Raw genomic sequence first — 22,873 nt, 5'->3', positions numbered from 1 at the left:
AGACTTGAATTCTATAACTAACTTGGCTATCTTACCAGTCCAAGTCGAATGAATTCAAATTATTTGCTTCATACACTAAAATAAGTGATTGGTAAACCATTGCAATCATTTGAACAGAAAAGGACAAGACCATGAATCCAAAAAAGAAACAACTACTAGATGCTGCCTATCAGCTATTCGTCGAAAAAGGTTATCAATCGACGTCCATCCAGGACATTCTTGAGCACAGTAACGTTTCCAAGGGAACGTTCTATAACTACTTCTCCTCTAAAAATGAATTATTCATTGATGTATTTAATACCGTCTTTGAAAAGATGCGGACGGCACGCAAAGAAATTCTCGTCGGACGAGATGTTTCGGATTATGAGACGTTCATCCAACAAGGTAACTGTTACTTGGAACTGATGCAAAAATATAAATTGTATACGTTGTTCGAAGAGGCGATTGCTTCGAATGAAAAAGAACTGAAGACGTTCATGGAGAATAACCGTCTTCTCGAGATCGAATGGACGTTCGAACGATTACGTGATTTATTCGGTCAGACGAAGGAACCGTATCTTCTAGATTTAGCGGTCATTTATACAGGGATGTTGCAATATGCGATGTACTTCTTCCGTCAATCCGAACCGAACACACAACCGGAACGGGTCGTCCGTTACGTATTCAATCGATTGACGCATCTCGTCGAAGACGTCAGTCGGACAGAAGAACAGTTGATTCCCCCGCGTTTCCTATCCGTTTGGCTCGATCGTCCACAAGATGAAGTCGTCATTCGGAAGGATTTGTTCGAGAAGACGAGTGCGCATATGAAGCGCTTGATTACCTTGTCATCGATTTCCGATGAATCGAAGGAAGCCCATGAAGAGGTTCTTGATTTCATCTATGAAGAACTACTCGAACGGAAGAAACCGAAAATTCATCTTCTACGCCGTGCACTCGAGACGATGGACGAAGATCCGGTCTTTGCGGGTCAGGAAATCATGGCGACCTATAAGGCGATGGTCGATGAGATTGCCCGTGTGCGGACCAAAACTTCCTAAAAAGGTTGCTTTTTGAAACTAATCGGATTACACTGAGACCATTCATGTTAGAAAAGGGGTCTCAATCATCATATGTTTACTCAATGGAAAAAAGAGTGGTTCCTGCAACCAAAAGCGGATTTGCTATCCGGAATCGTCGTTGCCTTGGCACTCGTTCCGGAAGCAATCGCGTTTTCGCTGATCGCTGGCGTTAATCCGATGGTCGGTTTATACGCTTCCGTCATCATTGCGATCGTCATCTCGATTGCCGGCGGTCGTCCCGGAATGATTTCAGCTGCGACCGGTGCGATGGCACTCGTCGTCGTCCAGCTCGTCAAGGACCATGGTGTCGATTATTTACTAGCTGCCGGTATCCTTGCCGGAATTCTACAAATCGCGTTCGGATTTTTAGGAATTGCTAAGTTATTACGGTTCATTCCTCGATCCGTCATGGTCGGATTCGTCAATGCTTTAGCGATTTTGATTTTCTCGGCACAACTGCCGCAATTCGAAGGACAGAACTGGATCATGTACGCAATGGTCGCCGCATCACTCGCCATCATCTTGTTATTCCCACGCGTGACGAAAGCGATCCCGGCACCACTCGTTGCGATCACGATCATGACAGTGTTGACGGTCGTCTTCTCACTCGATACACGAGTCATCGGGGACATGGGGCAAATCGAAGCGGCGTTACCAAGCTTCTTCTTGCCGGATGTTCCGTTCTCGCTTGAGACGCTCCAAATCATCTTCCCGTATGCATTGTCACTTGCATTCGTCGGGTTGATCGAATCGTTGCTGACAGCACGAATCGTCGATGAGATGACGGATACGACGTCAAACAAAGCAATAGAATCACGCGGACAAGGAATTGCGAACATCATCGCTGGTATGTTCGGTGGCATGCCGGGCTGTGCGATGATCGGTCAATCGGTCATCAATGTCACGTCCGGTGGGCGTGGTCGATTGTCGACGTTGACAGCGGGTGTGTTCCTGATGCTGTTGATGTTTACGATGAACGATCTATTGATGACGATTCCAATGGGAGCACTCGTCGGCGTCATGTTCTTCGTCTCGTATGCGACGTTTGACTGGGGATCATTCAAGATGCTCAAGACGTCACCGAAGAGTGATTCTGCTGTCATGCTCGCAACCGTTCTCGTCACCGTATTGACGAACGATTTATCAATGGGCGTTCTTGTCGGAATCTTGCTTGCTGCGTTATTATTTGCGTCAAAAATTTCTCGTATTCAAGTCGAGCGCAAGGAGCAAACAGATCGAGTCCGTTATACGATTCGTGGACCGTTGTTCTTCGCATCGACGACAGCATTTGCAGAACAGTTCCAGCTCGAAACTGATCCATCGTCTGTCATCACGCTCGATTTCTCAGCGTGTCACTTGTTTGATGATTCCGCTATCGAAGCAATCGAAAACGTCGTCTTGAAATACGAACGACTTGGCAAAAAAGTTGAACTCGTTGGATTGAACGAAGAGTCGCAAGCGCTCGTCGATCGATTAGCGCAGCGAATCGCATGAGGAAAAAGGAAGAGGATAGGAAGAAGCGGTCGACACGATGTCGACCGCTTTTTTTGTTTCCTTCAGATTGACGATGAGAAGTGCGTCCGTTGATTGGTTTCGCTATACTAAAAACAAAAGGGGGCAGTTAAGATGAAATGGTTTCGATTTGAGCAAGAAGGAAAAGTAGGGATCGGGGTTGAACGGGATGGCTCTACATATGATGTGACGGCACAAGTCTATACGGATTCATTGTTTGAAGTGATTTCACGTGAGTTCGATGTTGATCTTGATTTAGATATCGCGCAACAACTTAAAGGGGATGTTCGAAAACTGGCACCGTATATTCCGGCACGAAACGTCATCTGTGTCGGCAAGAACTACGCCGATCATATCAAGGAGATGGATACGGCGGGAGCGGGGAAATTCGTCTTGTTCACGAAAGCACCGACATCGATCGTTGGTCCGTTCGAATCGATTGAGCGGCATGCGGATTTGACACAGCAACTGGATTATGAAGGTGAACTCGCCATCATCATCGGCACGACGGGGCGTGATCTGACACCTGAGAATGCACTTGATCACGTGTTTGGCTACAGTATCGTCAATGATGTGACAGCGCGGGACTTACAAAAAGAACACGTCCAGTTCTTCCGTGGCAAATCACTCGATGGGTTCTGTCCGTTCGGACCGGTCATCGTCTCAGCGGACAGCTTTGATCCGCGTGACGCCCTCGTCGAGACGCGTGTGAACGGGGAACTCCGTCAATCGGGATCAACGGCCTTGATGTTGCGTGATGTCGTAACGATTTTAGTTGAAGTGTCACGCGGGATGACACTTGAAGCAGGGGACATCATTGCGACAGGCACTCCGGCTGGTGTGGGTCACGGCATGAAACCACCGGTCTACCTTCAGACAGGGGATGTCGTCGAAGTATCGATTGAAGGAATCGGTCGCTTGCAAAATGAAGTCCAGTGAACGAAGATGACTGAAATGACCGATTTTCATTCACCACTTTCCAAGTTGCTTTGGAAAGTGGTTTTTTATTTTGTGAAAATCATCAAAAATTTAAAAAATGATTGATTCTAACCAATAAAACAGTCATAAAATGACCGTTTTTGATGTATAATGAAACTATAAGAACGGTTTCATGTCGAAAAAAGTCGTATTTTGAACGTTTTATAAAGAATTTATATAAATTTTGAACGTTTTTGATTGATTTTTAGATGTAAACGCTTTATATTAAAGATGCGGAGGGAAACCTTATGTTAACCAAAAAACGCCATCAACTCATCCTTGAGCTTTTAGCCCGAGAAGAAGTCGTCAAGATGCAAAAGATCGTCGAACAAACCGGTGCGAGTGAATCCACGATTCGTCGGGATTTATCACAACTCGAGACAGCAGGTCATCTGCGTCGGGTGCACGGGGGCGCGACAGCGAACCATTTGCAAATTGAAGAACCGAGTTATTTCGAGAAGAGTGACCAACACGTCGAAGAGAAGGAACGGATCGCGCGAGCGGCTGCCGATCTGATCGAAGACGGGATGTATGTCTATCTCGATGCCGGAACGACGACGCTTGCCATCGTTCCGTATCTCGAAGAGAAGGCGATTACGGTCGTAACGAACAGTCTTCCTCTAGCGAACACGTTACTCTATCACCGTATCCCGACGTTCGTCGTCGGAGGGCAACTCAAGCATTCAACGCAAGCACTCGTCGGTTACAACGCACGTGAAGGAATGTTGATTTACCATTTTGATGTCGCGTTCCTTGGGATGAACGGTGTTCATCCGGCACAAGGCTTCACGACACCAGATCCGGAAGAGGCACTCGTAAAGAAGACAGCGATCGAATTAGCAAAACAATCGTATGTACTCGTCGATGAGACGAAGCTGGATGCGATCAGTTTCAGTCGTGTGGCGTCCTTGCAAGCAGCGACGATCATCACGACGACATCCAGTGAGCAAGAAGCGAAATACAGTCAATACACAGAGGTGGTGAACGCGAAATGATTTATACACTGACACTCAACCCATCAATCGACTATTATGTCACGTTACCGGTATTTGAGGCAGGACAAGTCAATCGTGTCGAACAGGCGGAAAAAGTGGCCGGAGGGAAAGGGATCAACGTCTCTCTCGTCCTAAAAAACTATGAGGTGGAAACACAAGCACTCGGATTCCTTGGAGGAAGTACCGGACAATTCATCCGGACGGAACTCGAGAAACGAGGCGTGTTGACGGACTTCACACCGATTCAAGATGAGACGCGGATCAACGTAAAGATTCGCGCCGATCAAGAATCTGAGTTGAATGCAGCGGGACCGAAGATTCAACCGGAAGAGCTGGAGCATTTATTATCCCGATTCAAGACGATGGAAGCCGGTGACATCGTCGTCTTCGCAGGTAGTATCCCAAGCAGTCTGCCGCATGATCTCTATCGTCATATCGCGACGATCCTGAATGAACGGAACGTCCGCTTCGCTGTCGATACGACGAAGGAAGCGATGCTTGAAGTCTTACCGCTCGGTCCATTTTTAATCAAGCCGAATCACCATGAACTCGGTGAAATCTTCGACGTCGAGATTACGTCGAAGGAGATGGCCGTTCCATACGCCCAGCAGCTCGTCGAGCGTGGTGCCGAGAACGTCGTCATCTCATTTGCAGGAGACGGAGCACTACTTGTCAATCGTCAAGGTGCCTATACGGCAAACACACCGGCAGGGAAGCTCGTCAATTCCGTCGGTGCCGGAGATTCACTCGTCGCTGGATTCGTCGCCAGCCACGCGCTCGGTAAATCACCAGAAGAAGCGTTCCGTTATGCGGTGACGACTGGTAGCGCGTCTGCTTATTCCTTTGGTCTTTGTACAAAGGAAGATATCGATCGTCTCCTCGTAGACGTCAACGTCGTTGAACTCATTCAATCCTAAAAGGAGTGTGACTACTCATGAAAATTACTGATCTCTTGACACGTGATACGATTCAGCTCGATTTACAAGCGTCATCTAAAGCCGCTGTCATCGACGAACTCGTCAACGTCCTCGATCGGGCAGGAAAACTGAACGATCGCTCGGCATATAAAGAAGCGATTCTCGCACGGGAAGCGCAAAGTACGACAGGTTTAGGGGAAGGCATTGCCATTCCACACGCAAAAACAGCAGCAGTCAAAACACCAGCGATCGCTTTCGGTCGTTCGGCAGGTGTTGACTACGAAGCACTCGATGGTCAACCAAGTCGGTTGTTCTTCATGATCGCAGCGGGTGAGAACGCAGATAATGCGCACCTTGAAACACTTTCGAAGCTATCGGTTTATCTGATGGATATGAACTTCCGCGATACGATCCTTGCGGCTAAAACGAAAGACGAAGTCATCGCAGCAATCGAAGCGAAGGAACGTGAAGAAGAAGGTCCAGTTGACGTCTCAAGCGACAATGTTGACCAAGACGCACCGTATATCCTTGCTGTCACAGCTTGTCCGACAGGGATTGCACACACGTATATGGCGGCTGATGCCCTTCGCCAAAAAGCAGAAGAGATGGGTGTCCGCATCAAAGTCGAGACGAACGGATCGACAGGCGTCAAGAACGGTTTGACACAACAAGACATCAACGATGCGACAGCGATCATCGTCGCTGCGGATAAAGCGGTTGAGATGGATCGCTTCAACGGGAAACACGTCGTTGAAGTACCGGTCGCACAAGGAATTCGTAAACCACAAGAATTAATCAACCGTGCCGTCAAACAGGACGCACCTGTTTATAAAGCGAGCGGTTCAAGCGAAAGTTCAAAACCAGCTCGTGGTGGATTCTACAAACACTTAATGAGTGGGGTATCCGCAATGTTGCCACTCGTCGTCGCTGGTGGTCTCTTGATCGCGATCAGCTTCTTCTGGGGAATCAACTCTGCGAACCCGGATGATCCGTCATACAACGAGTTCGCTGCTCAGTTAATGACGATCGGACAAGCCGCGTTCGGTCTCTTGATTCCGATTCTCGCTGGATTCATTGCGATGTCGATCGCTGATAAACCAGGTCTTGCTCCTGGTCTGATCGCTGGTTTCCTTGCAAGCAACGGTAATGCTGGTTTCCTCGGTGGATTGATTGCCGGTTTCCTTGCTGGTTACGTTGTGCTCTTACTCGTTAAAGTCTTCAAAGGTCTCCCGGCAGCTCTTGAAGGAATCAAACCAGTCTTGCTCTATCCACTGTTTGGTTCATTCATCACAGGGATGATCATGTTACTCGTCATCAATGAGCCGATCGCGAAGTTCATGACATGGCTCACGGATTCACTGAACGGACTCAGTGGTGGGAACGCAATCCTCCTCGGTATGCTCGTCGCAGGTATGATGGCAATCGACATGGGTGGTCCAATCAACAAAACAGCGTATGTATTCGGTACAGCTGCTCTTACAGCAGGTAACACGGAAGTCATGGCAGCCGTCATGGCAGGTGGGATGGTTCCACCACTCATCGTGGCCTTCTCATCAACATTGTTCGCACGTAAGAAATTCACGCCGCAAGAACGTGAAGCAGGTATCGCTGCTTACGCAATGGGTGCATCGTTCGTCACAGAAGGTGCGATTCCATTCGCAGCAGCCGATCCACTCCGTGTCATTCCGTCAAGTGTCATTGGTTCAGCGATCGCTGGTGCGTTGACGATCGTCTTCGGCGTCTTGCTCCCGGCACCACACGGCGGTATCTTCGTCTTCCCGTTACTTGATGGTCCATCAGGTACGGTCATGGCGATCGTCGGTTACGCGGGTGCGATCCTCATCGGTTCACTCGTCGGTGCGGCAATCCTATCCTTCCTTAAAAAACCGCTTGTTGACCAATCGGTCGCGAAAGCGGAAATGACAGAAGGAACAGGTACGAAAGCATCATAATTCATCTAAATCCTCTCCGTTTTCAAGCGGAGGGGATTTTTTGTTGAATTTTGACGGCTAACGGTGAAGAATAGAGGGCATACTGAATAAGAAGGAGGGATGGACATGGGTGGACAATCCTTACAAATCGGACCACGGACCATCAAGACAGGTCTTGCGGTCATCTTGGCGCTGTTGATCAGTAATCTGTTCAACCTCAGCCCGATCCTGCCTGCAATCTCGGCAGCGACGACACTCCTGCCTTCGGTCTATCAGACATGGAAACAATTTCTCGAGGAAGCAGAAGCCAACTTGATTGGTGCCTTTTTGACTTTACTCGCACTTTGGATTTTAGGGGATAATCCAGCGAATCCGCTCGCGATCGGAATCGTCATCATGGCAGCGATCTCGATCTTGCTAGCCTTTGGTTTCGGGCGGACGATTCCACACGTCGTCTTGATGATCATCGTCATTCTCGAAAGTGTGGCGACAGCGACCGAGCCACTTTGGCAAGTCGTCTTGATCCGTTACTTGCTCGTCATGCTCGGGATCGGCTGTGCGCTTGGCATCAATGCGCTGATCTTCCCGCCGCGCTATGGCAATGTCTACTATCAAAAAGCGACGAAACTCTTCGAAAAGCTGCTCGTCGTCACGCGAGCGATTGCCTTCGAAGGAAAAGTTGCTCCATACCGGGCAGCGATTGATAAAATGTCAAATTCGCTCCTTGAGACACAAAACTTGTTCAACCTACACAAGGAAGAGATTCGAGGAACGCGTCAGAAGCACGCCTCGCTCTTACGGAACCTCTTGATTCTCAAACATATGCAATCGTGCCTCGAACGTGGTGTCGCGACGGCAGAGCGCTTCAGAGAGCGAGAGAAGGCCCTTGACTCGATTGCGGACGATCTTCGGAGTGAATTGTTTTATCACTTGATGCATATCGCACAGCGACAAGAGAAGGTCTTGCTGACATATGATCTCTTGTTGACGGAAGAACCACTCGCGATGGAGGATCTCGTCAAAGAGAACATCGCCTTCGTCAAGCACTCTTTCCTTGACCGCGATGAACTCGAGGAAGAAGTCATCATGGAAATCTTACCGATCGTCGTCTCGATGAATGAGTGGATCCAAGAGCTTGAAGCATTCGAAAAACGGCTCAACGGTGCGCTTCGTCGTCATATCACATCACTGACGATCGAACAAAAATCAGTCCGCGATAAAACATTTAATCGATTTAAACGTAAAAAAGCCATTGACGAAAGTAAAAAGTAAGCGTATAGTCCTCCTTAACGATACTTTACTTGCTAAAAGCATAACAGTATAACAGCATAACAGAACGAAAGATTAAGCGATGATGAAACCGAAGTAAAGACCATCTCCCTGTTTCAGAGAGCACGTGGCGCTGCGAACGTGTACACAGATGGTGTTGAATTACAGTTTCTGAGCTTCTTGCGTAAGCGAGCGGAGCAAACCGTTATCCCGATCATGAGTGACTCAGTCGATGACTGGGTAATCAGGGTGGTACCGCGGCTTTCGTCGCCCCTGTCGAACAATATGTTCGGCAGGGGCTTTTTTGTTATCTATCATTCATTCAAGGGGGAACTCATATGTCTACACCAATCATTCCAAGTCATTTACGTCCACACGTCGCACCACAGCACTACGAAGACTACACACCAACGGATCATGCCGTTTGGAGATACGTCATGCGACTGAATTTAAATACATTACAAGATACAGCACATCCGGCATACCTCGAAGGGCTTGCTGCATCGGGCATCAGCCCGGAACGGATTCCAGACGTGCGTGAGATGACAGCGAACCTAAGCCGTGGTGGCTGGGGAACAGTCGCTGTTGATGGTCTCATTCCTGGTGTCGCCTTCTTCGATTTTCAAGGGCACGGTCTCTTGCCGATTGCGACCGACATTCGGAAGGTCGATAACATCCTTTACACACCAGCGCCAGATATCTTGCATGAAGCAGCAGGGCATGCGCCAATCTTGATGAATCCGGTCTACGCGGAATTCGTTCGACGCTTCGGTGAGATCGGAGCACATGCCTTTAACCATAAAGCCGAGCATGACGTGTTCAAGGCACTAAAGAAATTGACGATCGTCAAAGAGAGCCCGTTCTCGACGCCAGCCGATATCGAGCAAGCTGAAGTCGAACTCGCGGAGACACGGACACACGTCAAAGGGATTTCGGAAGCGAACGAAATCTCACGTCTGTTCTGGTGGACGGTTGAATTCGGTCTGATTGGTGATATCGACAACCCACAAATCTACGGGGCAGGTCTTTTATCATCCGTCGGTGAAAGTCGCCACTGTTTGACGGACGCGGTCGTTAAACATCCATTCTCGCTTGAGAAAGCACTTGCGACGAAACATGACGTGACGAGCATGCAAAAAGAACTCTTCGTCTGTGAATCGTTCGAACAGCTCCGCGATGCACTCGAAGAATTCGCACAGTCGATGTCTTACATCCGCGGTGGTATCCACGGACTGACGAAAGCGGTCGAATCAGGTAACCTATCGACGCTCGTCTTCGACAGTGGTCTCTCGCTTGTCGGTGTTCCTGAAACGCAAGAGATTCACGATTCGCTGCATCTCGTCAAACTAACTGGACCGACAGCGCTTGCTGCGAACGGTGAAGTGTTGACAGGTCAAGGACTTGCAGATCATCCGGAAGGCTTTACACTCCTTCACGGCAAGGAATTGAACGAAGTATTGATGCAAGTCAAAGTCGGTGAACGTCTCGACTGGGCGGAAGGAAATGTTCATGTCACAGGAGACATCACAGCGATTCAAAACGTCAATGGAAATCGGGCGCTCGTCGTCTTAGAAGCAGCGACGCTTGCAAACGACGGGAAAACGATGACGATGGACCGGATGGAATTGATCGTCGGTGACATCACGTCAGCATTCCCGGGAACGGAAGTTGAAGCACTGAAGCCGATTCCGGAAACGGTCGAGTTCGAACGAATCGAACGTCCGTTGACAGCGGCTGATCCGATCTTCGAAGTCGTCCGCGAGATTCGCGAAGGTCGTGCCGGACGAGAACGGTTACCGCAACTGATCGATCAGACACTCGTCCAGTTACCGGACGCTTGGTTACTCCGTCTTGAATTACTTGAGTTAGCGGATGAAGTCGATCAACCACGTCTGATTGCAGATCTCGAGCGCTTAAAAGCGACATCTGAGCAGCGAGATGAATTGATCACGCGTGGGATGGCCTTACTCGACGTCGTTCATCAATGAGTCGAACTCCGGTTCTGAACCTGTTAGAATGGAGACATTCGGTAAAAGGGGATGATCGGTTATGACAAATTATTATCAAGACGTAAAGGAATTCCACCGTGTGTTTTCACACCCTGGCGCAACGACGCCAACACCTATGACGGTCGATCGTGGAATCAAACGCTCGACCTGGACGGCAGAAGAAGCGGTCGTTGAGTTCCTACATCAATCGGCGACGAGTGAAGCAGAATTTCTCGAAGCGATCGAACGTTTCAAGTCAGGACTTGATACAGCGGTCGAAAAATCGCTTCAGATGAAACAACCCGAAACAGATGTCGAACGGCTCGTCGGACAAGGGGATGCCTTGACGGACGCCCTCTACTTCATCATGGGAAGCTTCGTTGAGATCGGGCTTGATCCGGCTCCATTGTTCGAGATCGTCCAGCGTGCGAACATGGCGAAGCTTGGACCGGACGGAAAACCAATCTTCCGGGAATCGGACCAAAAGGTCATGAAACCGGAAGGCTGGCAACCACCGGAACCACAATTAGAAGCAGAAGTACGTCGGCAAATCGCTGTAGCTTCGAGTACGTCGAAAGCGTGATTCATGACGATAAAAAGAGAGGGATGACTGGTCTGCGAACCGGTCATCCCTCTCTTGTTGTATCTATTCACTTTTGACTTGATAACGCGATAAATCGAGTTGACGGGCGGTCAGGAACTCGACCCCCTCTGCTTCAAGTGCCAGTCGCTGTTCATCGCCTTCAAGCGATAGTTTTCCGCCAGCAGCAAGCACGCGGTGCCACGGTAGACGTTCCGTCTTACTCATACTGTGAAGAATCCGCGCTACTTGTCGGGCGCTACGCGGATGACCGGCGAGTCGAGCGACTTGCCCGTACGTCATGACCCGACCAGCAGGGATCGAACGAATGATAATCAGGACATCTTGCGTGAATGGTGTCATGTTTCGTCCGTAGCAACGACATACTGTTGAATCTTATCGTCTTCATCAAATCCAATCGTCACATCGATGATACCTTGTTGCAGGCGAATCTGGAGTTCGAGACGGTCCTTGATGTCGTCCGCTTGTGCGATTGTCAACGTCGGGTCGACTTCAATCTCGACTTCGACGTGGAAATGATCGCCTTCCTTAATGACTTCGAGTTTACTGATGTCCTTGACGTCAGGGTCCTTCATGATTAGTCCACCGAGACGTGCTGCCATCGTCTCATCGGCTTCACCTAGTGCACCAGCTGCGTTTTGCAGGAAGACATTCCCGACGACGTAAAACATCATCAGTCCGATGAGGATCGAAGCAATTCCTTCTGCCTGATGAAACGGTGTTACATGCGAGATGATGACGGCAATCATTGCGACGATGCCACCGGCCGTTGCGACCAAATCTTCCAGAAACACAAGGCGTGTGGCGGGTTTTGCTTGTTTGAGTGAGCGGAAGCTGTCAAGAATCAAGCGTGGTCCTTTCGAGTCTAACTTCGCATCGTGTGCGATCTCTTGCATCGCTTTCACGAAAACGCCACTCTCTAAGACGACACCGACGAACAAGACAGACAACGTGATCCAAAAGCCAGTTGATTCCGTCGGTTCGATGATGTGGGCGATCCCTTCATGAATTGTCTCGTACGCCATGATACCGACGAAGAGGATGGCACCGAGCAAGACGAGATTGACGAGACGACCGAAGCCGTTCGGGAATCGTTTCGTCGGTGCCTTTTTACTGAGGGCAGAACCGATGAAGACAAAAAATTGGTTGGCAGCGTCCCCGAGCGTATGCATCATCTCCGCGAACATCGCGACATTTCCCGTCAGGACGTAGGCAATTGCCTTGATGATAGCGATGACGGAGTTAACGATGCCTGCCGTCAGCGCCGACCGGTTTCCCCGGCGTAATAATGTAAAAAATTCTCCCATGATTGTACTCCTTTTAGTTAAGTTACGTATTAGTTCACTTTATTATGTTACATCATTTTGAGAAAAACGACTATCTTCACACGAAAAAACCCACGCAAGCTGCGCGGGTTTAACTCGTCAAGACAAGTCGACTGTTTTATTGATTTCGTTCTCATCGTCTTTGCCGACGACTTTCTTCAAGACTTGTTTGACGGACTTCGTCGTGTTTCCCGTTTCCCAGTATTCAGCAGCTTCCGTGTTGACCTTGATCAAGACGACTTTCGGATCTTCGTATGTCGTTCCAAGGTATGCTTCGTAGCGTGGGCTCCAGAGCTCTTTTTTTCGTTCGATGTCTTCGACGAGTTCTGCTGTCCCACGGATCGAGACGTATGATTTGTCGACGTATGCGACGTTAACACTCGGATTCTTAAGTAGTTCTTGATACTTGTCTGTTTCTTTTGAAGTGAGGAACCAGAGGTCGCCATCAAATTCGATATCCTGCGTTTGCATCGGACGCGATACGAGCCCTTCTGTTGAAATCGTCGTCAGCATCGCTGTTTCGATTTTATCAATCAGTTTCTTGACCGTTTCGACTGCTTCTTGATTTGTAGTATGGGTTGACATGTAACTCCACCTCATTCGTTAGATTTTTATGCTCACTTAGGCATTGTTCCCTGAATTTCAAAATGAAAACGTCCCCATGACAGAAAGAAGCAGTTTCGTTGCACCGTACAACGAGGAGGCGTACAGTGTAGGTACGCATTCGAAAGAAAAAGGAGAGACATACATGAAACTTAGTATTTTAGACCAATCCCCGGTCTCTAAAGGACAATCCCCATCTGATGCCTTACACGAAACGGTCGAGCTCGCGAAAATCGCGGACGAACTCGGCTATCATCGCTTGTGGGTATCTGAGCACCACTTCGCTAAAACACTGGCTGGTTCAAGCCCGGAAGTCTTGATCGCCTACATGGCGGCAGTGACGAAACAGATTCGCCTCGGTTCAGGGGGTGTCATGTTGCCGCATTATAGTGCCTATAAAGTCGCAGAGAACTTCCGTGTCCTTGAAGGGCTTGCACCAAACCGGATCGACCTTGGCCTCGGTCGGGCACCGGGCGGTATGCCGCTTGCTACACGTGCGTTGCAAGAAGGATCGTCGCCACGTTTTGGTGGAGCCGATTACGGCGAACAACTCGATGATCTCGTCGATTACTTGAAAGACGGAGCGCCTGCCGGACACCGGTTCGCGGGACTCGTCGCAACACCAGAAGTCGATACGACACCAGAAGGCTGGTTGCTTGGATCAAGTGGTGGTAGTGCCTTGAACGCCGCACAACGCGGATTCGGATTTGCCTTTGCTCACTTCATCAATGGACAAGGTGGACAAGAAGTGATGGACTACTACCGTCATAACTTCATGGCGACGTCGTTCAATGAGACACCACAAACGCTCGTCTCGATCTTCGTGACGTGTGCTGAAACGACGGAAGAAGCAGAACGGTTAGCTTCAAGCCTGGATCTGTCACTCCTCCTACTTGAAAAAGGGGTCTCGTCGACAGGAACGCCAACTCCAGAAGAGGCAGCGGCGTATCCGTATACGTTCCAAGACCAATTCCGGATCGCTGAAAACCGGAAGCGGATGATCGTTGGTAACCCGGAATCCGTTGCAAAACAATTGCAAGAGCTCGCTGATTCCTATGGCACAGACGAAGTAATGATCGCTTCGATGATCGCTGACAAGGAAGCAAAACAACAATCATTGAAATTAATCATGGATGCCGTCAAAGCGACGGTCTGACCGATACGCACGTCCTTTCTCACGAAGTGAGGGAGGACGTGTTTTTTGCTTCTGCTACAGGAATGCTCTCGGATAAGATGTCTTTACGAAGTCGGAGGAATCCGAATGATGCTGCACCGAATAAGCCGACTGTACCGACTCCAAGTAGCACGATGATAGATACATGATCACTGAGTAAACCAAACAATAGGGTACCGATCGGCATCATCGCCATTGCAATCGATTCCAGCACACCGATGACACGTCCGAGGTAAGCCGGATCGGTCTGTTTTTGAACGATGAGCTGTAGTGGAATGTTCATCCGTAAGACGAGCATGCCGTCGATGAATAATAGAATCATGAAAAAAGGTAGTAGTAGAGCAGATGGAACATAGCCGAGTAGAGCAAGTGCAGGAAGCGCATAACAAGAGGCGATTAAAAAGAGCGACTCGAATATCGTGCGTAACGAACGTTTCACCGTAAAGCGAGGTAAAGCAAGAAGCAACGAAGCGACAAGAAGACCGGCACCTAGTGCGGACTCGACCATTCCAAACCGAAATGGTGTGAATTGCAGTCGATCGAGCAAGATGATCGGTAACAAGATTTCGAAAGCGACAAAAAAGAAGTTCAGGACGATCGCCATCAGGACGAGTGTCGTCAATACTGGTTGACGGAACAGATAGCGGTAGCCCTCTTTAAACTCCGAGACGAAAGACGGAGTATCGGTAGTAGCTAGAGGAGAGGTATCCACTGCAAGAAAGCGGAGGCGGCTATTCCACCAGGCAGCAGAGGCAAACAAGAGAAACGGTAAGATCAAGAATTGCGTGATGGAGACAGTGGCGATGAGCAATCCCGCAACGAGTGGAGCAGTGATCGTTGAGGTCGATTGAATCGTCGAGAAGAGTGCGTTCCCGCGTTGTAACTCCTCTTCTTCTACGAGTCGCGGTAACGAGCTTGATAAGGTAACGGACAGGAACGTCGACAGGCTCGTCAAGAGGACACTAGCAACGATGTAATGAACGGTATGTAGAGGGGCTAGTAGCGAATAGAACAAAAGTCCAAACAAGACGAGTGCACTTAAGCTTTCGGTCATGACGATGATTCGTTTCCGGTTCCAACGATCAGCGAGGACACCAGCAACCGGTGAGAGCAAAATCCGTGGCACTGATCCTGCAAGCAGGACGAGCGCAAACTGAAAACCAGACGATGTTTCCCGTAAGACGGTTAATCCGGCGACGAACGTAAAGAGACTAGCTGCGAATAATGAACAAAACTTTCCGAATAAGACACGCTTTAAATTAAATGACATCCTGTTCACTCCTTCAGAGTTAAATTTTATTGAACTTTAGTGTAGAATAAAGGAGTGGAAGAAAAATGTAAAGATAAAGTTCAATATAATTTAACTTTTATGATAAAAGGAGTGACTAGTGTGTTAGGGGAACGTATCAAACAGATCCGAAAACAGAAAAAAATGACGCAAACGGATGTTGCGACCGGCATCATCACGAAGTCAATGCTCAGTATGGTCGAGAATGGGAAAGCGACACCGTCTGTACCCGCACTACAGGCGATTGCTAGGCGATTACAGGTGACGGTCGAAGAATTGATGCTTGATCCGCGGGATGTTCAGATGCGGGAACTCATCGAAACAATCCGTTCGCGGCATACCCCATATTTTTCAGACGAAAAAATTCAGGAACTGCTAAAACCTTACTTGGTTCCGGAAACGACTTCTTATTGGCAAGGGCAGGTCTACCATAAATACGGCGATGCCCTCCGAACGAAGAATCCGGAGCTTGGTTTGACGTATTACGACCAAGCGGAGCAGATTTTTCGACAGCTCGGTCGTCAAGATGAGCAGTTGCTCGTTCAGATCTCGAAAGTTTATTTTTTATTCAATCTCAAACGGACAAAGGAAGCATACGAGCTGATCGAAGCAATGGATGTACCACGCGAGATTCCACTTGCACCGAAAACCTATTTAAATTTCCAAATCTTGCGTGCACTTCGAGCAAGTTTGTTCGATGATCACTACACAGAAGCGATCGCCTTATTGCGTGAAGGGGTTCAGTATATGCGGGAGCAAGATGTCTATTATCATGTCATTTCGTTTCAACGTTTTCTCGGACTGTTTTTATATCTAGAAGGGGAAATCGAACAATCACAGCAAGAGTTTGATCGATTGGAGCAGTTTTTTGCATTTAGTGAAACGACTGCCGTTGGACGGATTGAAGTCGATTTGACGAAAGGACTCATCGCGATTTTTGAAAACGATACGACCGGCATGCAGATGGCGTGGGAAAAACTCGTTACTGTGGCGATCGACGACGCGAAACATTACATCGGACAACTCGAAGTCCATCTCCTTGTGAACGGCATCGAATTACCGAATCAGACGCTTCAGCAGAGCGTCGATAAGATATGGGAGATGCAAGATGACTGGCTTGCGGCGAGTGGGTTCGACCAAGCGATGATGTTGCGGACGCTCGTACTGGCGATGCAACAAGGTGTCGGTCAGGAACGGCTGAATGATGTCTTACGATTGAAGGATGATCTTCAAAGTGAACGCCTCAAAGGCGATCTTGAGCGAGAGATACAAACATTGGTTAATATTCAATGACGAAAAAACAGGCATGAAGCGAGTGCGCTTCATGCCTGTTCGTGTGAGGATGTCGTTCTTCTGAAGATCAATAAGACGCATGCGACGACGGAAACAATCAAGTGACCGACATAGACGTCTCCCGTCTGGATATAATGCAAGATCATCGAGCCACCAAAAATCAATAAGGCAAGAAAGAGGAGCCGAACATAAAGTGTTTTATAAGACATGCAGACACATCCTTTCCATATCCAGTATATCCCAAAGTAAAGTGAGAAGACAAAAAACATCCATCCTAAGGGATGGATGAGGAAATGTTTAAAGTGATTTAAACCCTAACAGTTTTTGTGTCCAGTAACGTTCCGATACACGGCTGATGCCGAGTGCCGGTGTATTGGCATGAATGAACTGATCGTTGTTCAGCATGATTCCGATATGCGTCGGACCAGCAGCATATGTGTTTTCGAAGAAGATGATATCGCCGCGCTTCGGTTGACGTAATTTTGATAACTTCGCTCCGAGGTACCGATCATCGTTCCAGTAGCCGTTGACGTTCGTTCGTCCGACTGCATAGCCAGCGGCATTCAACGTATAGTTAATGAATCCAGAGCAGTCGAATCCACCATTAACGGGGTTGCTTGATCCCCAGACGTATGGTGTACCGAGATATTGTTGACCAATCGAGATGGCACGTTCCATCAATGTCGAACCAGGAACGGTCGTCACAGGAGGTGTCGTCGGAGTGACCGGAGGCGTCGTCGTGACGGATCCCGTCGTGATGTAACTCTTCGCGACATAGTAGAGACCCGTTCCGATCTTGATCTGGTACCAGCCGCTATCTTTACCTGTCGTTTCACCTGTGACATTGACTGTCGAACCGTGTCCGACTTGTGTGAAGACTTTAGACGACGTCGAAGGCAATGTGCGGACGTTCAGCCCGGTTGGTGCATTGACGCGATACGTCTTCGAGGCATCAACTGGCGTCAAAGAGACTCCGGGAGTCGTCGGTGTTGTTGGTGGTGATGCTTTTGTTGAAGCTTTGACATAGGTCGAAGCGACATATGCTTCTTTTCCGTCAAGCTTGACTTGGTACCACGAATCAACGGCACCTGTGACATCGAGCACCGTCTGATGCGGTAATGTCTTGTAGATTTTTGCGTTCGTCGCTGCAGCAGTCCGTGCGTTCAAGCCTTCCTTCGCATTGACCGTGTAGACTTTCGATCGATCAACCGCTTTAACGACTTTTTTGACGGGAGTCGTCGCTGGTGGCTTGGAGTCTGTCGTGACGTTCGACGTCTTTTTGCTGACTAACGTCGCATGGACGTAAGCCGTTTGCTTTTTATACGTGATTTGGTACCAATCTCCTGTTTTTTTCTTAACAGATAAGATTGTGTTCTTTGCCAGTTTTCCGAGTGATTTCGAACTCGTCGTTGCTTTTTGGCGAATGTTGACGGCATCGGTGTTCGTTATGTAGGTCGTAGTTGTTGGAGCCTTTTCCGTCGTCGTTTTGACATATGCTGAAGTGATGAAGGCTGGTTTGGACTGATAGCGGATTTCATACCAGCTGTTGACTTTCTTGACAGCTGTCAGCTTCGTACCTTTTTTTAGCGTCGTGATGACCTTCGCGGAAGTCGAGGCAGCCGTGCGAATGTTGACGTTATCCGTCAAAGTCAGTGTCGTTGACGCGGCTGAAACCGGAACCGTGGTACCGATCAAAGCGAGCGTCGTGAGTGCGAGAACAGTCTTTTTCACGTGACATAGCTCCTTCCAATAGATAGGTGAAAATCGTTGTTACCATTTTGTCATAAAAAGTGCTGATTCCCCTGATTTAAAAATATAATTTTTGTCTGGAAAACTGTAATACCGTTTTTCAAAAAACGAATAGGTAGAATGAGTATTTTCAAAAAAGTTCAAGTACACTAGGAGTATTAGGAAGGAGGCTACACATGTTACGCCGTTTTTATCAGTATTATATCCCGCACAAACGATTATTCTGGCTCGATTTCATATCTGCCTTATTCGTCGGGGTTTTAGAACTTGCTTTTCCACTCGCTGTCCAATGGTTCATCGACTCATTGTTGCCAAACGGTGAGATGAACTGGATCATCCTCGTCAGCGTCGGACTATTAGCGCTCTACATCATCAGTACGTTGATGCAGTTCGTCGTCAACTATTTTGGGCATAAGCTCGGGATCAATATCGAGACCGATATGCGTCGTCAACTGTTCAGCCATGTGCAGAAACAGTCGTTCCGTTTCTTCGACAATACGAAGACGGGGCATATCATGAGTCGGATCACGAATGATTTGTTTGATATCGGGGAACTTGCCCATCACGGTCCGGAAGATGCCTTCATTGCCGTCATGACATTGCTTGGTGCATTCTCGATCATGTTGACGATCAACGTACCACTCGCGCTCGTGACAATCATCGCTGTACCATTCCTGATCTGGCTGATCAGCTATGCGAACGTCCGGATGAATAAATCGTGGGACCGGATGTATGGTAACATCGCGGAAGTCAATTCACGCGTCGAGGACAGTGTCTCTGGTGTCCGTGTCGTTCAGTCATTCACAAACGAAGCTTACGAAATCAAGCGTTTTGAAAAAGACAACGCGACGTTCCGGCAGTCGAAAATCAATGCGTACAAGGTCATGAGTAAGAGTCTATCCGGCATTTACTTGACGACCCGTTTGATGACGCTCGCCGTCTTAGTCGTCGGTGCGTACTTGACGTATCGCGAAGCTTTAACGGCCGGAGAGCTCGTTGGATTCATTCTTTATATGAACATCCTGCTGAAGCCGATCGACAAAATCACCGCATTACTTGAGATGTATCCAAAAGGGATGGCTGGCTTCAAACGCTTCCTCTCGATGATTGATGAGGATGCATCAATTCCGGATGCGCCAGACGCACTCGTCGTTGATCGGTTGAACGGTGGCATCACATTCAAGGATGTCGCGTTCGGTTATGAAGCCGATCGTCTCATTCTAGAGAATATCAATCTGACGGTCGAACCGGGTCAGACCGTTGCGTTCGTCGGAACATCAGGGGCAGGGAAGACGACGATCTGTTCATTGATTCCACGTTTTTACGATGTTCTAGATGGCGCAATCACGATTGACGGAATCGATATTCGGCAGATGACGAAGGAGTCTCTGCGACAACAAATCGGGATCGTCCAGCAGGATGTCTTTTTATTCTCAGGAACGATTGCTGAAAACATCGCCTACGGTGATCTGAATGCGACGCAAGAAGACATCGTGCAAGCGGCAGAACGTGCCCATCTCGGTCCGATGATCGCGGATCTACCTGATGGCTACGCGACACAAATCGGCGAACGGGGACTCAAATTGTCGGGTGGGCAAAAGCAACGACTCGCGATTGCGCGGATGTTCCTCAAGAACCCGCCGATTCTGATTCTTGATGAAGCGACGTCTGCGCTTGATACAGAAACGGAAGCACTGATTCAAGAGTCGCTTGCCGAGCTGTCTGAGAACCGGACGACGCTCGTTATCGCCCACCGTTTAGCAACGATTCGAAATGCCGATAAGATTTTTGTCGTCACGAAGGACGGCATCGTCGAAGAAGGCTCACATGATGAACTAATGGATCAAGGTGGTTACTTCTCCCGTCTGTTAGAGAGACAACGAGTTTGAATCGAATTGAAAGAATGAGAGGCGACGGACATGTTCTGTCGCCTTTTTTTGTTCGTCTAAAAATAAGGTTGTACAAGCCAATTTTAGGGAAAACGATTTATATAAAAGAAGGCGAGGTGGAAGGATGTACGGTCAATTCTGTGAGAACTATGATGAGAGTTATCCCGTCTTGCGGGAGGAATCGTCACATGATTTCCATCGTTTTTTTGCACTGTCCTACACGATTCATGATACCGTTTTTGAACAAACTGTCTACGAACGGCTGATGCGGACGATCAAACATAAGACGTCGCGTTTTTCAGCACTTCGGAGCCGCTATACACCGTTGCTCGTTGCCCATGTTCAATTAAATAGCACAGATCCCGATGTTCTCATCGAAGAAATCATCGTTGCGGAAAAGAAGATTAAACATCGCTTGATTCGTGATAAAGGAGTTCGCCCATTTTTTGCACTCAACGAAGTGCTGAACCGTCGACAAGGAATTGATGCGTTCCCTTATATGGAACGATTACATGCGACACGACCTCATTTGAATGCCGCGAAACAGTACGTCGTGACATCGACCTTGCTTGAACAGCAGCCATTACCAGAGGAATTTTTAGAGCGTGTCGATACATCGGAAGAATGGCTCGCGCAATATATGGAACGGACGAGTGAACGTGTCATTACGGCGCAAATCTTAGCGGCGCATCCAGATCCTTCAGCGCAACAGGAACGAATCATTGCGTGGCGGGAACTGTTAGAGCGAAGAGAAATCATCATCTGGGATCGTTTAATGCCGATTCTTGCGTTACTGCCTACAATGGAACGTGTCGACTGGATTTACGTGACCCGGATCGTCGACCGGGAGCGGGCACGGAATCGATTTTCAGACGAGGTCAACTGGTTGATTGCCTTTCATTTGTTGCTCGCTAAAACAGGTGTGACACGAGTTCAAGCCACGTTGCTATTGCTGGCTGCACTAGAGTTGACGAAAAAACCGTAAAACGAAAAACGAACGAGGAGTGGCGCGCGCCATTCCTCGTTCGTTTGGTTTAGTGACTCAATCGAACGTCGTAAACGTCGCATGTCGTTCGACCGGATACAGTTCCGTACCGGCGACAGCGTTCAAGATCAACTGGTTCCGCGAGACGGACATCCCGAGATTATCCGCAGCCGGACCGTGTGACAGCTCTAAATTAGCAGTTGCGTAAAGATGATGGGCTGTCTCGACCGAACGCACGATTTGGTAGTCGGCATCGACTTTCCAGGCATTCGGTGCTTCGAATACAATATCAAGTCGGTCGATGAAGCTCGGAAGGGATGGCGAAAAACCAGTTGCTGCAATGACGGCATCTGTTACAGACGAGCGCTCGTCCTCAAGTTCTTGATGTTGCATCGCAATCGTGAACCGCTCATCATAGGTGATTTCTTTTACTTCGAGATTCGCGCGGATCGCGACCTGTCGTTGTTCCTCTTCCGTCAAATCATAGAGATGGGCATAGATTGATTGAAGTGTCTCCGGACTGATACCGTTCTGAGAGCGGGCAAACTTCTTGACCGACTCTTGTCGTACTTCGAGTGGAAGTTGGTTGAAATACGTGACGTAGCTCGGTGAAAAAATTTCTTCTCCGAGTTTGCCGGTCTCAAGTGTCTCAAACAGTGTCGAACGCGCGATCCACTCGAGTTCAGGACGCTCTGGAGCAGGCGTCGTCAAGAGATCAAGGAAAATCTCGGCGGCACTTTGACCGGAGCCGACGATGCTGATTTTGTTGCGCTGAAGTAAATCTGCCTTGTTCATGACATATTGCGTATTGTGGATGACGCGTTCGTCAAACGTATCTGGGATGGCGGGTTTTGAACCAGTGCCGATGACGACGTTTCGTGCTTCGAACGTTTCGCGTTTACCGGTCGAGACATCTTCGACGAGGACTTCAAAACTATCACCGGTGTCTTGCACGTCGATGACACGTGTCGAAAAGCGGAGATCTTCAAGTTGTGTTGCGACCCAACGTAAGTAATCGTTGTAACCTTGTCTTGAAATCAGAAGTTTTTCATAGAAGTAAAACGTGTGGAGACGGTGAATCGATCGTAAGTAATTGAGATAGGAAAACGAACTTGTCGGATCGGCGAGTGTGACGAGATCGGAGATGAAGCTCGTCTGCATCATCGAGTCCTGGATCATCATGCCGGGATGCCAGGAAAATTGTTCGCTTTCGTCAAAAAATAACGTCTTTAAATCTGTCGGATGCGCAAGTGCGCTCAATCCTAAATTCATCGGACCAATGCCAATGCCGATTAAGTCATACATAGAAAAAGCC

At 48.6% G+C, this 22,873-nt stretch carries 20 protein-coding genes and 1 other annotated feature; of the genes, 13 read left to right on the top strand and 7 right to left on the bottom strand.

Features of this window, described 5'->3' with window-relative positions:
* The first annotated feature begins 131 nt into the window (after window positions 1-131).
* From KNQ06_RS09480 to KNQ06_RS09440, 9 genes are all read left to right on the top strand, one after another.
* Window positions 132-1,040, top strand: coding sequence for a TetR/AcrR family transcriptional regulator (locus KNQ06_RS09480; RefSeq protein WP_035398167.1), 909 nt, complete (start codon window positions 132-134; stop codon window positions 1,038-1,040).
* 72 nt (window positions 1,041-1,112) lie between these two features.
* Window positions 1,113-2,555, top strand: coding sequence for a SulP family inorganic anion transporter (locus KNQ06_RS09475; protein WP_214769192.1), 1,443 nt, complete (start codon window positions 1,113-1,115; stop codon window positions 2,553-2,555).
* 132 nt (window positions 2,556-2,687) lie between these two features.
* Window positions 2,688-3,512, top strand: a complete 825-nt coding sequence (locus KNQ06_RS09470; RefSeq protein ID WP_215084623.1) for a fumarylacetoacetate hydrolase family protein — start codon at window positions 2,688-2,690, stop codon at window positions 3,510-3,512.
* 287 nt (window positions 3,513-3,799) lie between these two features.
* Complete coding sequence (locus tag KNQ06_RS09465; RefSeq protein WP_023467728.1) at window positions 3,800-4,546, top strand: DeoR/GlpR family DNA-binding transcription regulator; 747 nt, start codon at window positions 3,800-3,802, stop codon at window positions 4,544-4,546.
* Window positions 4,543-5,463 carry a 1-phosphofructokinase gene (gene pfkB / locus KNQ06_RS09460; protein WP_215148074.1) on the top strand — a complete coding sequence of 307 codons (921 nt, stop codon included), beginning with the start codon at window positions 4,543-4,545 and terminating at the stop codon, window positions 5,461-5,463. The genes KNQ06_RS09465 and pfkB overlap by 4 nt, the downstream gene beginning before the upstream one ends.
* Window positions 5,464-5,480: 17 nt before the next feature.
* Window positions 5,481-7,415 (top strand): PTS fructose transporter subunit IIABC, encoded by a 1,935-nt coding sequence (locus KNQ06_RS09455; RefSeq protein WP_149427032.1) that lies wholly within the window; start codon window positions 5,481-5,483, stop codon window positions 7,413-7,415.
* A gap of 105 nt (window positions 7,416-7,520) precedes the next feature.
* The gene (locus KNQ06_RS09450; protein WP_023467731.1) at window positions 7,521-8,666 is read left to right on the top strand and encodes an FUSC family protein; all 1,146 of its coding nucleotides are present in this window, start codon (window positions 7,521-7,523) and stop codon (window positions 8,664-8,666) included.
* A gap of 70 nt (window positions 8,667-8,736) precedes the next feature.
* Window positions 8,737-8,941: a binding site (T-box leader), on the top strand.
* Window positions 8,942-9,001: 60 nt separating this feature from the next.
* Complete coding sequence (locus KNQ06_RS09445) at window positions 9,002-10,651, top strand: aromatic amino acid hydroxylase (protein ID WP_214724546.1); 1,650 nt, start codon at window positions 9,002-9,004, stop codon at window positions 10,649-10,651.
* Between the two features lie 61 nt (window positions 10,652-10,712).
* A complete protein-coding gene (locus KNQ06_RS09440; protein WP_064300216.1) occupies window positions 10,713-11,234 on the top strand; it encodes a pyrophosphohydrolase domain-containing protein in 522 nt (173 codons plus the stop codon).
* Window positions 11,235-11,297: 63 nt separating this feature from the next.
* Here KNQ06_RS09440 and KNQ06_RS09435 read toward each other — a convergent pair whose 3' ends face one another.
* The 3 genes from KNQ06_RS09435 to KNQ06_RS09425 form a co-directional block, all read right to left on the bottom strand.
* Window positions 11,298-11,594, bottom strand: coding sequence for an MGMT family protein (locus tag KNQ06_RS09435; RefSeq protein WP_149427034.1), 297 nt, complete (start codon window positions 11,592-11,594; stop codon window positions 11,298-11,300).
* Window positions 11,591-12,559 carry a cation diffusion facilitator family transporter gene (locus KNQ06_RS09430; protein WP_149427035.1) on the bottom strand — a complete coding sequence of 323 codons (969 nt, stop codon included), beginning with the start codon at window positions 12,557-12,559 and terminating at the stop codon, window positions 11,591-11,593. The genes KNQ06_RS09435 and KNQ06_RS09430 overlap by 4 nt, the downstream gene beginning before the upstream one ends.
* 117 nt (window positions 12,560-12,676) lie before the next feature.
* Window positions 12,677-13,162, bottom strand: a complete 486-nt coding sequence (locus KNQ06_RS09425; RefSeq protein WP_058265183.1) for a pyridoxamine 5'-phosphate oxidase family protein — start codon at window positions 13,160-13,162, stop codon at window positions 12,677-12,679.
* 163 nt (window positions 13,163-13,325) lie between these two features.
* On the opposite strand from KNQ06_RS09425, the gene KNQ06_RS09420 reads away from it, so the two are divergent.
* Window positions 13,326-14,336, top strand: coding sequence for an LLM class flavin-dependent oxidoreductase (locus tag KNQ06_RS09420; RefSeq protein WP_023467737.1), 1,011 nt, complete (start codon window positions 13,326-13,328; stop codon window positions 14,334-14,336).
* A 19-nt stretch (window positions 14,337-14,355) separates the two neighbouring features.
* Here KNQ06_RS09420 and KNQ06_RS09415 read toward each other — a convergent pair whose 3' ends face one another.
* Window positions 14,356-15,624: an MFS transporter gene (locus tag KNQ06_RS09415; RefSeq protein ID WP_214724548.1), complete on the bottom strand. Its 1,269-nt coding sequence runs from the start codon at window positions 15,622-15,624 to the stop codon at window positions 14,356-14,358.
* A gap of 120 nt (window positions 15,625-15,744) precedes the next feature.
* Between KNQ06_RS09415 and KNQ06_RS09410 the strand changes: the two genes are divergently transcribed.
* Entirely contained in the window at window positions 15,745-16,935 is a 1,191-nt protein-coding gene (locus tag KNQ06_RS09410; protein WP_167507531.1) for a helix-turn-helix domain-containing protein, read from the top strand.
* 29 nt (window positions 16,936-16,964) lie between these two features.
* Here KNQ06_RS09410 and KNQ06_RS09405 read toward each other — a convergent pair whose 3' ends face one another.
* Window positions 16,965-17,144 (bottom strand): hypothetical protein, encoded by a 180-nt coding sequence (locus KNQ06_RS09405; RefSeq protein WP_029341228.1) that lies wholly within the window; start codon window positions 17,142-17,144, stop codon window positions 16,965-16,967.
* An 88-nt stretch (window positions 17,145-17,232) separates the two neighbouring features.
* Window positions 17,233-18,666, bottom strand: a complete 1,434-nt coding sequence (locus KNQ06_RS09400; protein WP_214724550.1) for an SH3 domain-containing protein — start codon at window positions 18,664-18,666, stop codon at window positions 17,233-17,235.
* A gap of 194 nt (window positions 18,667-18,860) precedes the next feature.
* Here KNQ06_RS09400 and KNQ06_RS09395 point away from each other — a divergent pair, with 194 nt between their 5' ends.
* Both KNQ06_RS09395 and KNQ06_RS09390 read left to right on the top strand, forming a co-directional pair.
* Window positions 18,861-20,573, top strand: coding sequence for an ABC transporter ATP-binding protein (locus tag KNQ06_RS09395; protein ID WP_215148072.1), 1,713 nt, complete (start codon window positions 18,861-18,863; stop codon window positions 20,571-20,573).
* A gap of 124 nt (window positions 20,574-20,697) precedes the next feature.
* Window positions 20,698-21,558, top strand: coding sequence for a DUF4003 family protein (locus tag KNQ06_RS09390; RefSeq protein WP_064300209.1), 861 nt, complete (start codon window positions 20,698-20,700; stop codon window positions 21,556-21,558).
* A 57-nt stretch (window positions 21,559-21,615) separates the two neighbouring features.
* Here the strand turns inward: KNQ06_RS09390 and KNQ06_RS09385 are convergent, their stop codons facing one another.
* On the bottom strand, window positions 21,616-22,863 hold the full coding sequence (locus KNQ06_RS09385; protein WP_047391148.1) for a lysine N(6)-hydroxylase/L-ornithine N(5)-oxygenase family protein: 1,248 nt from the start codon (window positions 22,861-22,863) through the stop codon (window positions 21,616-21,618).
* Window positions 22,864-22,873 lie beyond the last annotated feature (10 nt).

The organism is Exiguobacterium sp. s91, from assembly GCF_018618915.1.
GTDB lineage: Bacteria > Bacillota > Bacilli > Exiguobacteriales > Exiguobacteriaceae > Exiguobacterium_A > Exiguobacterium_A abrahamii.
This window is presented reverse-complemented; position numbering and strand designations above follow the sequence as displayed.